This window comes from Bacillus sp. FSL H8-0547 (assembly GCA_038002745.1).
Taxonomy (GTDB): domain Bacteria; phylum Bacillota; class Bacilli; order Bacillales; family Bacillaceae; genus Bacillus_P.
In genome coordinates, this window is record JBBODD010000001.1 from 363,993 (window position 1) to 375,713 (window position 11,721).

General features: G+C 43.5%; 8 protein-coding genes. 1 reads left to right on the forward strand and 7 read right to left on the reverse strand.

The window, feature by feature from the left end; all coding sequences use genetic code 11:
• Positions 1-4 precede the first annotated feature (4 nt).
• The 7 genes from MHB63_01865 to MHB63_01895 form a co-directional block, all read right to left on the reverse strand.
• Entirely contained in the window at positions 5-1,399 is a 1,395-nt protein-coding gene (locus MHB63_01865) for a cell wall-binding repeat-containing protein (protein MEK3805334.1), read from the reverse strand.
• A 155-nt stretch (positions 1,400-1,554) separates the two neighbouring features.
• Positions 1,555-4,635: a cell wall-binding repeat-containing protein gene (locus MHB63_01870; protein ID MEK3805335.1), complete on the reverse strand. Its 3,081-nt coding sequence runs from the start codon at positions 4,633-4,635 to the stop codon at positions 1,555-1,557.
• Between the two features lie 153 nt (positions 4,636-4,788).
• Positions 4,789-5,832 carry a M42 family metallopeptidase gene (locus tag MHB63_01875; protein ID MEK3805336.1) on the reverse strand — a complete coding sequence of 348 codons (1,044 nt, stop codon included), beginning with the start codon at positions 5,830-5,832 and terminating at the stop codon, positions 4,789-4,791.
• Between the two features lie 105 nt (positions 5,833-5,937).
• Positions 5,938-7,698: a glycoside hydrolase family 13 protein gene (locus tag MHB63_01880; protein ID MEK3805337.1), complete on the reverse strand. Its 1,761-nt coding sequence runs from the start codon at positions 7,696-7,698 to the stop codon at positions 5,938-5,940.
• A gap of 59 nt (positions 7,699-7,757) precedes the next feature.
• A complete protein-coding gene (locus MHB63_01885; protein MEK3805338.1) occupies positions 7,758-8,672 on the reverse strand; it encodes a LacI family DNA-binding transcriptional regulator in 915 nt (304 codons plus the stop codon).
• Positions 8,673-8,785: 113 nt separating this feature from the next.
• Positions 8,786-9,244, reverse strand: coding sequence for an RDD family protein (locus tag MHB63_01890; protein MEK3805339.1), 459 nt, complete (start codon positions 9,242-9,244; stop codon positions 8,786-8,788).
• Between the two features lie 134 nt (positions 9,245-9,378).
• On the reverse strand, positions 9,379-10,236 hold the full coding sequence (locus MHB63_01895) for a dimethylarginine dimethylaminohydrolase family protein (GenBank protein ID MEK3805340.1): 858 nt from the start codon (positions 10,234-10,236) through the stop codon (positions 9,379-9,381).
• 184 nt (positions 10,237-10,420) lie between these two features.
• Here MHB63_01895 and MHB63_01900 point away from each other — a divergent pair, with 184 nt between their 5' ends.
• Complete coding sequence (locus tag MHB63_01900; GenBank protein ID MEK3805341.1) at positions 10,421-11,659, forward strand: ATP-binding protein; 1,239 nt, start codon at positions 10,421-10,423, stop codon at positions 11,657-11,659.
• Positions 11,660-11,721 lie beyond the last annotated feature (62 nt).

Genomic DNA, 11,721 nt, shown 5'->3' on the forward strand with positions numbered 1-11,721 from the left:
GGCTTTATTCAAAAAGCTGATCGATTGCTTTTTGAGGGAGAGCTGTCTCACCGCCGAGGATGTAATTGATAATTGTTTGTTCCTTGTAAGTCTGAACTGTCTGATAAGTAGATGAGTTGAACTTTGCTGGATTTACAAGAACAACAGGGCTATGGTAATTAGCAGCAAGAGCAGAACCTGCAAGGGCATCCGGATAGTTTGCACCTGTTGCAAAATACATCATAGGAAAATCATTTTCGTCCATAAATGTTTTAATAATTTTGCTGTTCGTTGCATAACGGTCTGAGCCGCTGATGCGTTTTTTGCCTGGCAATGCTTTTACAGATGCATCTGAAATAACACTTGATCCTCCAATAACATATGTCTCGTCTACTTCCCAATTTTTCATAAATGTATGAACAGCACCCGGCACTGAATCTTTTCTTGTCAGAAGGATTGGCATTTCCATCTGTGCCGCAAATGGTGCAATTGAGAGAGCGTCCGCGAAGTTTAAGCCTGTTGCTAGAGTGACCGGACCGTACGTGCCGATTTCATCAGCAATTTTAGCAGAAGTTGCATAGCGGTCAGCACCGCTGATTCTTGAGACTCTCAGTCCCATGTTTTTTAATTCTTTTTCAACATTGGCAGAAACGGCCCCTGTTCCCCCGACAATGATGACTTTTGTGACATCCAGACGCGTTAACTCATTCTTAACAACACCTGGCAGTGCCCCCGGTCTTGTCAACAATAAAGGAGCATAATGTCTGTAGGCTAGCGGAGTAGCACTTAAAGCATCCGGAAAGCTTGTACCGGTTGCAAGAACGGCCGTATCTGTGTCTCCTTCAAACCAGTATTCCTTTGAAATATTGACAGCTGTTTCGTAGCGGTCTCCACCAGAAATTCTCTGATATTTTTCCATCAAGCTATGGACAAGATAATATTCTTCACTTGTCGAATTTGAATTGGTCACTTCTAAGTAGTAAGTTCCAGGAGTTATTTGCAGTTCAATATCTTGAGTGCCTATTTCTCCATCTTCACTATCAAACTTGCTTTTGGCTGCTTCTTTCCCATCAGCAGAAAGTAGGCGGATATTCAATGTGCTGCCATATCCAGTCTCAGTAAATCCCATAAGGCTGTAATGTGCTTCGCTTTTTACTGTGAACTTATAATAATCGATGTCCTTGCCGCCTGTGTCACCCTGAATCCAGTAATCAACTTCAATCGGATTTGCTTTTGTTAAAAGATTGTTAGGCTCTTCCTCATAATACATTCCTTCTTCTTCATCAAATCCAAATGCCTTCATTTTGTCTGCCTGAACCTGCGCTGCAGACCATTTCTCTGTCGTTTTTTCTGCTGCAAATCCCTGTATGCCAGGCAAGGCAAGCACTAGCCCGCAGGCCAGCAATAATTCCTTTTTCATAGTATCCCCCTATTTCTATGTATCAAATCTACTAGATTATACATTCTATCAGTGCTGAATGTAATAGGTATTATCTATTATTCCAGCTGATTTTTTTCGACTTTTTTTGACATAAATAAAGCCCCGGCAAGTGCCAGGGCCTGATTCTTAACCTCTTATTCAAATAATGAAAGAATAGAATCTTCCGGTAAAGCTGTTTCTCCGCCGATGATGTAATACATTGAAGCTGTATCAGCATAATCAGCCAGTGTATCTTTCGTCGTTTGCTTAGCTCCGGACGGGCTTGTAAGAATCACAGGACTTCCGTTCTTGGCTGCAAGGGCAGATCCTGCAAGGGCATCCGGGTAGTTCATGCCTGTAGCAATATACGGTGCAGTCATATTCAGCGTGTCACTGAAGTAAGAGATAATCCTGCTGTTCGTCACGTATCTGTCAGAACCGCCAATTCTGTCAGGCTCAGGGAATGATTTTGCCGTTTTGTCAGAAATCACGCCTGTTCCGCCGATAATGTAAGAAAGTTCAATTCCGCTCTCATCGACAAAGTTTCTGACAACTGACGGCACACTGTTCTTCTTAGTAAGAAGGATAGGCATTTCCAAAGATGCGGCTACAGGTGCAATAGAAAGGGCATCTGCAAAGCTTTCTCCTGTTGCAACTGCTGCGAAGAAAGGCTCCTCTAGCTCTTCTGCAATCTTGACAGAAGTTGCATATCTGTCAGCGCCGCTGATGCGTTTGATGTTCTTTACTCCAAGCTCTTTCAGCTGTTTTTCTACATTTGCAGAAATAGCTGTTTTTCCTCCAACAAGAATAACCGTTTCAGTTTCCAGTCTTATTAATTCATCCTGCACGATGACTGGAAGCTGATTTGTATCAGTCAAAAGAAGCGGTGCGTCGTTTTTATACGCCAGAGGCGTAGCACTTAACGCATCCGGGAAGTTGCGGCCAGTTGCGATAACGGCAGTCTCTGCCGTTTCAAAGCCTTCTTCAGAAAGCTTTACCGCTGTTTCAAAGCGGTTTTCACCCGAAATGCGCGTCCATTCAGTAAAGTTCTTTCCGATTCCGTTGATTGCTGCAGGAGCATCAAGACGGCCCCAGCCGGATACTCTGTCATAGCCTGGAATCACTTCTTCTTCCTCATATGGAATCTCTTCTTCATCTGGGTATTCTTCATAGTTTTCCCACGGATTATCCTGCTCATCAAAAGCGATATCCTGAGCGGTCTTCGTCAGAATTTTTTCAATCTCAGCAGGCGTAAGATCCTGCTTATGTGAAAGAAGCAGACCTGCAACCGCTGCAACATGCGGTGTTGCCATAGACGTACCAGTCATGTTTGTAACGTTTCCGTCAGGCATTAAACTCGGAATGTCTGTACCCGGTGCGACAAGGTCAAGACCTTTTCCATAGTTAGAGTAGTCTGAAACTAGATCAATTCTGTTTGTTCCGCCGACAGATATAACATACTTAGATGAAGCTGGATAAGAAAGCTCCTCCATGCCGTCATTTCCGCTGGCAGCTACTACTGTTACACCATGATCATATGCATACTTTAACGAACTTTCAATGACGCGGCTGTAGCTTCCTCCAAGGCTCAGGTTAATTACCTGTGCTCCCTGATCCACCGCATATCTGATGCCAAAAGCAATTCCTTCTGTGTCACCGCTTCCTGCTGAATCAAGGACTTTTAGCGGAAGGATTTTTGCATGCGCATTAATTCCTGCCATTGAATAGTCGTTGTCCGCTTTAGCGGCAATGATGCCGGATACATGCGTCCCGTGGCCGTGGTCATCCATGGCATCTGTATTTTTACCAATAAAGTTGTAGCCTTTGTCTGTCAGAACTTGACCGCTTAAGTCAGCAAGCGTATGATCAACTCCTGTGTCTGCTACGGCGATGACTGTATCTTTAAGTTCTTTGCCTTTCAGCAATTCCTGAAGCTGTTCAAACTTGATGTCTGCGCCTTCCATTCCTCCATCGCGGCCTTCATTTTTAAGTGACCACTGGTAAGGATATTGAGCGTCAGCTGTAAATGACTGATAGTGCTGAACAGGCTCTGCATATTCTACTTCAGGCAGTTTTGAAAGACTGCTCACTGCAGATTTCACACTGCTTGAAGAAGCTTTAAAGCCTCCTGTGCTGCCTTCAACTTCCATAACATACGTATCTGGAATGACGGATTTGTCTGCTTTTAAAGGTGCTGCAGACTGGATGCCGAAAGCTTTTGTTTTCGATTGAATGCTGCTGAGCTTTTTGCCTTCTTTAAGTTTAACAATGACACGGTGTTCAGCAATTCCTGCTGAAGGAACACTATAGCCGCCCTTTTGCAGAATGGATGATACCGTTTTATCTGTTAAACTGCTGATGCCGACTGCATTGCCGGTTTTCTTAATTGAATCATGAAGGAACGATGGAACTGAATCAAGTGCTGTAGAGTAGAGGCGGTTGATAGCATCCTGATCCTCTTTTGTCACTTTGTACGTGCTGCTGCTTCCTTTTTCAGCTACATCAGCAAATAAACCTTTAAGCTGAACAAGATCTTGGTAGACCTGGTCGCGGATCGTTTTGCTGAAAACCATCTTCGTGCTCAAAAATGGCGCAATTTTATAATACATAGCAGAAAGTTCCTTGCCGTTTTCCGTTTTTGCAAGCACATCTTCACGAATTGTTCTGAGGTCTTTCAAAATCGCTTTTCCGTTTTCTCTTTCCTTCGTGCTCAGCTCAGCCGGGCACTCATCAGAACTAATGTACTCTGACGGCGGAAGTGTTACCCCGTCGTAAGAAAGAGTGAAGGCCGCAGCCGGTGCTTCCGGAGCTTCTTCTCCCTCTATGTACTCTTCTTCATACGGATAATGCTCTACTTTTACATAGAAAGGGCCTGCCCATGCTACCGGGAAATCAAGCTGCACCGGTTCATTCGCATAGGAGTACCCCATGTATCTGTCAAACGCGCGGTTATCAACGGCGTTTTCAAGACTTGAATAAACAGTGATATTCATCTCAAGCTCTGATTGAAATTTCACTCTGAGATGAGTGAAATCCTTCACTTCTGATGATGACGGATCGATTGTGTACCATTTTACATTTTCTTCTGCTTCAAACAGTCCTTCAACAGGTGTTCCGGTTTTAAGAAGAGCTTCTTCTTTGGGAACATCAGCTTCAGCTGCCCCTACAGGAGCCTGGCTGAAAAACAGTGAAAAAATCATGACAAATGCCATGAAACTGCTGATGGTTCTTTTCATTTAACTACCTCCGTTACTAGATTCATTGCTAATACAAATCTATTAAATCACAGAAATTCAGAATTTGGAAAACTTTTCTACTTTTTTAAGGTAGATTTAATATTGTGAAAAGGATTGACAAAAGACCCGGATGAGATCCGGGTCTTTGCAGGATTATAGAACCATTTCCGATAGGACGTAATGATAAAGCAGATTTGCCGTGTTCTCAAGTGACTCCATATGAGTCCGTTCATAAGCATGTGATGAATCAATGCCCGGGCCAATCAATCCGTGGATGATATCATGACCAGCACGGATGGCTGCCGATGCATCTGAACTGTAGTAAGGATAAATGTCGAGCTTATAGTTTATCCCGTTGTCCTGAGCAAGCTTTGTTAAATGCTTTCGCAGTCCGTAATGATAAGGTCCGCTTCCGTCTTTGACACAAATCGAAACGGTATATTCATCGGTTGATTGCCCATCTCCCATCGCCCCCATATCAACCGCCAGATATTCAGCCGTTTCAGGCGTGATGTTCGAGTTGCCTCCATATCCGATCTCTTCATTGTTGGAAATGAGAAAATGCGTGGTAAAGGGAAGCTCGATTGCCTCTTCTTTAATTTTCTTCATAAGCTCCAGCAGAAGCGCAACACTTGCTTTATCATCTAAATGACGTGATTTTATGTAGCCGCTGTCCGTGATTTCCACACGCGGTTCAAACGAAACAAAATCTCCGGCTTCAATTCCAAGCTTTCTGACATCCTCTGCATTTTTCACCTTTTCGTCGAGGCGGATTTCCATGTTCGCCTGATTGCGCTCCGCTTTTCCTGCATCGTGATACACGTGCACGGACGTTTGATGCATGAGGATTGTTCCAGTGATTGTTTTTCCTGAAGACGTTTCTATTTTACAGTATTCGCCTTCTATGGAGTTGTAGGTAAACCCTCCAATCCGGTCGAGTGCCAGCCGTCCACTGCTTTTAATTTCTTTTACCATGGCGCCAAGTGTATCCACATGGGCGGTCAGCATCCGGTGGCGGCTCTGATCTTTGCCTGGAATTGTTGCAATCAGGCCGCCTTTTCGGTTGCGTCTTGTTTCTATGCCGCAGGAGGATAAATAGTTTTCAACAAATGTAATGACTTCATTTGTATTTCCCGATGGACTCGGTATGGAGACTAGTTCTTTTATAAGCTGCATTGTATCTTTCACGGCAGACACCTCATTTATCTTTTTTTCAAGTATAGCAGGTTCTTTTATCCTTTATATAGAAAAAACCGATATTCCGCACGGAACACCGGTTTTTCAATGCCATTTAAATGTGTGTCAGTATGAAATCATAGCGATTCCGTGCGGATTTAGCTTAATGGATAAACCATTCACTTTTTCACCTGTCAGCACACATTGTCCGCCAGCTGCTTTTTCAGGCAGACGTGCTGCTGCATCACGGTCTGTTCCATTTAGAACAAACAATATGGTTTGATCTTCGTATGTTTTTGTATACATAACAACCTCATCCTCTGCTGCCGCTTCCATAAACTGAATCCGCCCTCTGTTCCCGAATGCAGGATTCGTTTTCCGCAGCGAAATCAGCTGTGTAATAAAGCTGAGCAGATCTGTATCCTGCTCTTTTTCATCCCATACCATGCATTTTCTGCAGCCAGGGTCCATTACACCCGTCAGGCCGATTTCATCTCCGTAGTAGATGCACGGTGCCCCCGGGGAGGATAGAAGAAACGTAAAGAGCTGCTTCACTTTTGCCGTATTCTCTCCGCAGACGGTCGCGATGCGTGGCGTATCATGGCTGCCGAGGAGATTAAAGGCAACTGCTGATATTTGCTCAGGATACATAAGCAAAGCTTCGGATGTACGGTTGATGAACTCGCTTGCCGTTACTTTCCTTTCAGCAAAATATTCAATCGCAACACTTGTATAAGGATAGTTCATGACCGCATCAAACTGATCTCCCTGAAGCCACGGCATTGCGTCGTGCCAAACTTCACCAAGGATATAGACCTCTGGATCAATGGCCTTGATCTCTTTTCGGAATTCCCTCCAGAAATCATGGGACACTTCATTTGCAACATCAAGTCTCCAGCCGTCGATGCCAAATTCCTTCACCCAGTACCGTCCAACTTCAAGGAGATATTCTCTTACTTCTGGATTGCCTGTTCTCAGTTTTGGCATATTTTCAGAGAATCCGAACGTTTCATACTCCACCTTACCATCTTTTTTCAGCGGAAAGCTGTTAATGTGGAACCAGTCTTTATACTCCGAATGCTCTCCATTTACAACAACATCCTGAAAAGGCGGGAATTCATAGCCGCAGTGGTTGAAAACTGCATCAAGCATGACTTTAATTCCATTTTCATGACAGATGTCAACCAATCGCTTAAAGGTTTCCTTATCTCCGAACTGCGGATCAATCTCCATATAATCGATCGTGTCATATTTGTGATTTGAGAACGCTTTAAAGATAGGTGTAAAATAGATGCCCGTTACGCCAAGCTTAACGAGGTAATCAATGTTCTGAATGACGCCTTCAAAATCCCCGCCAAACGTGTTGTTTGCAGTCGGCTCCGTGCTTCCCCAAGGCAAAGCTCCTGCAGGATTCAGCGTTTCATCCCCATTTGCAAATCGTTCAGGAAAAATTTGATACCAGACTGTATCTTTCACCCATGAAGGAGCAGTGAAAATGTCTTCTTCATTAAGATAAGGGAAGGTAAAATATCCGCCGTTATGTTCAGGTTTCTTTTCAATAAAACCTTGCTCTGTGTAAATCAGCTTTTCTCCCCCGGCAATGATTTCAAATCCGTATTTCAGCCGTTTGTGCGGAGGCTTTAAAGCAATTGTCCAAATATCAAACAGTTCTGTCTTTCCAAGCAGCGTCATTTCAGCATGCTCTTCTGATTTCCATTTCCACACGCCGTCTTTGTCCTGGTCCCATGTAAATGGATCTCCCCATATCAGGCGCACAATTTCTGCCTCATTTTTTTTAACCTGCAAGCGGATATGCAAAGTGTCTTTATCGTAAGCATAAGCAAAATTGTTTTTTGGACGGTGATAGACTGCTTCTTTAGTTAACATTGTAGATTCCCCCTGTTTAATAACTTAAACGTTTAAGTATTGGTGAAAAAGAGCAGATTTTACTCTGCTTGAATAGACGTATATTTTTCCAAATGGAGACCGCGGTTGTCTTTCATCAGATCAGACAGAACGTTGAACGCGGCGGCTGCCTTCGTTTCTTTAAATTCGACGCAGTTCACTCCTGCCGGCAGAATGGATGGACAGCCGGATGTGCATATGACCGTGTCCTTTTCAATGTTTCTGTGCCTGCTTATTGAAGAAGCAAGAAATTCATTGAGAATGACTGCAGGTTGGTCCTTCTTTTTGTCCAAGAACGCAAGAAGATCCTTCTCACCGGAAGTGATATGAATATCATCCTTGTGAAAACCCGAATCCTTCATCATTTTTTCCGTGATTCCTGCATTGTGATAAGCCTCCATAATTAAAACAGCAGGCTCGGGCGAGTTCTTTCTAGCAGCCTGAAATGCAGCCTGATAATCAAAGATGACTTTATAAAAGAGATCATCATCAATGATGCTGTCGACTATGACCAGCGGGACCCCTGATGGAACGGTGGTTGAGATGCTGTAGAAGAAGTCCTCCTTCACATCAACAAGAATAACCCCGTCAAGTTTCCGTTCCGCAATAATTTCAAGATTCGGCTTTTCAACATCTATACTTGAAAGCAGAACATGATACCCTTGTTTAGTCAGAAGTTTTTCCAGTTCAAAGAGAAATTCTGCCTGATGGGACCGTTTCCATACCCTTTCATCAGCTCCCCTGTTCAAAAGGATGCCAACAAGACCTGTTTTTTGTTTCACGAGCGATCTCGCCGCAAGATTCGGGACATAGTTCAGTTTTTTGGCAATTTCAAGCACCCGTTCCTTCGTTTCTGACGGAATGGTCTGATTTTGCGCGCCGTTCAGTACATAACTGACCGTCGCAACCGACACACCTGCTTCTGCCGCAATATCTTTCATTGTTGCTTTTTTCATTGTTTCACCATTTTCACTTAATCGTTTAAGTTGATTATAAAGCATCATTTAGTCAATGTCCAGCTGATCTTCCTTTGACAAAAACCGGCTGGAGTACAGCCGGCTTTTGACCATCATGCCTGAAGTCTTTTTTCAGAAGCTGCCTGGAAATCCGGTTCCGCTTTAACCACATATGTATCTGCCATCATATCGTGCAGGGCTCGTTTTCTGTCCGTAAAAGCAGCCATGATGTAGCCAACATAAAAAATACTGCTTACTATGTATCCGAGGTATCTGATCCACGATTGACCCATGGAAATTTTCCCTCCGGAATCGTTAACGACTTTCAGCCCCAGCATCTTTTTTCCAAGCGTTCCCTGAAAGGAGGTTGCCGGCATCATTCCAAAGTACAGGATTGTTCCTATTAATAGTACAAGAGTTAAAAACCCTACTAATGCTGGAAGGACCCCTTCTGTTTCTCCAGATACCATTAAAAAAATGATGGGAACGAAAAAAATGACGTTCGTTATCAGCCCATCGATCGTTGCGGCGGCAAACCGAATCCAGAATCCTGCAGGTCTTTGTTCATTCATCAACATCAATCCTCTTTCACGTTTATTTTTCTTGAATCTGGAAATCTTTTACCCTTATTTCCCATTTAATAAACAGACTATTTACCTATTCATTTAGAACATAAAAAAACAGCTGCCAGAAGCAGCTGTTTCAATCATACCGTTCTTAAGATGGGCATCGTACAGCATCTGAACGAGCCGCCCGATTTTATAATTTCGGAGATGTCCACTTCGATGACATTAAATCCCTTTTCCCTCAGCCTGCTGTTTACTTCCTTGTTGACTGGAAGACTGATAACGGTTCTGTTTCCAATAGAAAGGACATTTGTTCCCATTGTAAATTGTTCAGATTCATTTATTTCAATCAGCGTGTATCTTTCCTTAAGCATGTTGAGTTCATTTTCTTCAAAAGCTGGTTTGTAAACAAGTGCCTCATTTTCAGAAAGGACATTAAACACGCAGTCGAGATGGAGATATTTTTCTTTAAAAGGCACTGGTATCACTTGAAACGCCGGCGCTTCCGCCTGGAGTTTTTCGATGGCACTCATGCACGTTCTGCCGCTTACGCCTGCGAAAATGGTTGTGCAGTCAATGATCACATCACCGCCTTCAATCCGGTGGTCATTAAGGCAAACCATTGGATAGCCCTGAACATCCAGCCATTCTCTGAGCACAGTCTCCTCACCTTTTCTAATATCCTGGCCCATTTCGGAAACAAAGACCGTCTTTCCGATCGTAAAGCCTATATCTCTTGTAAAAACCTGCTCTGGATACCGCTCATCAGGCTGAAGCTTTATCACTTCTGCTCCGTTTTCAGTTAAGGTACGTACAAATTGGCGGTGCTGCTCTGCTGCAAGCTTCTTATTGATATTTTCATTGGCATAGTGCCTTTGCGTTTCGTTAATGACTTCAGTAATGCGCATATAATGAGGTTCACAAACAAGCACCCTCTTTAAAGAATCATATTCACTGAAGCAAGCTAATGTTTCTTCCGGTTTTCTGATGGCTGTCAAATGAATTCCCCCATAAAAAGTATGCTTTTATGAGATTATTCCCTATTCCTGCAAAATATTAAACTACCTTGTTATAAAATCTTACGCCTATTTTCGCAAACTCTACTGTTAGGAATTGTCAACCAACCCAATATGTTATATAGTCTTATAGGTTAAACTAATTTTTTCCTAATGAGGAAGGTACATGAAACCAGAAAACGAAATGGAAGCTCTGAAAAAAGAAAATCAGATGTTACGGGAACTTCTTGCCGAATGGCCCGCTGCCTTTACATATGTGAATACGGAGCATGAGCTTTCAGTCAGCAAGACCAAAAAGCACAGCCCTCCCGAAATCCGGACGCTTACATATGAAGATAAGCAGGCTTACACAGAACAGCGCATCTTCTTATCTGCATCTGAAACCGGTTCTTTTTTACAGACAGAAAAATTCTTATCCGATATTTTTGACCTTGTTGCCCATCATATCGTCTTCATCGACGAATCGGGCATCATTACATTATGCAATCTTCAGGCAGCCAGAGATCATGGCGTTGACAGAGATACAATCGTAGGAAAACATTTGCGCGAGCTCGTCCAGATCCCTGATGAGCAGCTGTTGACCCTGGAAACCGCCCGAACAGGCATTGAGTTTGTTGACCGGGAAGTGCTTGATAAAAATTACGGCATCCTGAACACGCGCATTCTTAGGGACGCAGATGGATCGATCATGCGCGTCATAGGCACCTTTTACTTTTTAAATGCCATTAAAGAAGCAGAAAAGCAGGCAATCGCAGGAAGGATTGCAGCCGGCATAGCCCATGAAATCCGCAACCCCCTTACAACAGTGCGGGGATTTTTGCAGGTGCTGAAGGAATCTGCTGACCCGGATACTAAAGCGCTGTTTCAGTCTGTGCTTATTCCTGAAATCGACCGCGCCAATAAGATCATTACCGATTTTCTAAGTATCGCAAAGCCTGTGGAGATCAGGTCTGAAACCTTTAAAATAGCCGACTTTCTGGAAATTCACCTCGGAAGAATCTTGAAAAGTGAAGCTCTATTATATGGGGTTGAAGTTGAAATTGTCATTGATTCACAGGCAAGAGAAGCGGCAGTTCTCGGAAATAAAGATGAACTGCTTCAAGTTTTTCTCAACCTGTTTCAAAACTCATTTCAGGCAAAAAAGAAAGAGCCGCTCATCATACAGCTAACTGCAGCTGTGACCGGCGACCGTCTTCAGGTTGCTTTCAAGGATAACGGCAGCGGCATCATCCCTTCTGCGATCCGCCATATTTTTGATCCTTTTTTCTCTACAAAAGACAGCGGCACAGGCCTTGGACTGTCCGTTTCAAAAAAAATCATTGAGAATCACAAGGGGACAATGTCAGCAGAAAGTGATGAAAACGGAACGGTTTTCTATATGGAATTTCCTGTGGTGACGGAGTAAATACTCTTTATAACGAAACAACCGGCAGCTTGGTAACAGCTGCCGGTTGTTTATGTGCCATC

Coding starts and splice junctions, on each gene's coding strand:
- MHB63_01870 (MEK3805335.1), bottom strand. CDS start 4,635: ATGAAAAGAACCATCAGCAGTTTCATGGCATTTGTCATGATTTTTTCA.
- MHB63_01900 (MEK3805341.1), top strand. CDS start 10,421: ATGAAACCAGAAAACGAAATGGAAGCTCTGAAAAAAGAAAATCAGATG.
- MHB63_01885 (MEK3805338.1), bottom strand. CDS start 8,672: ATGAAAAAAGCAACAATGAAAGATATTGCGGCAGAAGCAGGTGTGTCG.
- MHB63_01865 (MEK3805334.1), bottom strand. CDS start 1,399: ATGAAAAAGGAATTATTGCTGGCCTGCGGGCTAGTGCTTGCCTTGCCT.
- MHB63_01890 (MEK3805339.1), bottom strand. CDS start 9,244: ATGAATGAACAAAGACCTGCAGGATTCTGGATTCGGTTTGCCGCCGCA.
- MHB63_01880 (MEK3805337.1), bottom strand. CDS start 7,698: ATGTTAACTAAAGAAGCAGTCTATCACCGTCCAAAAAACAATTTTGCT.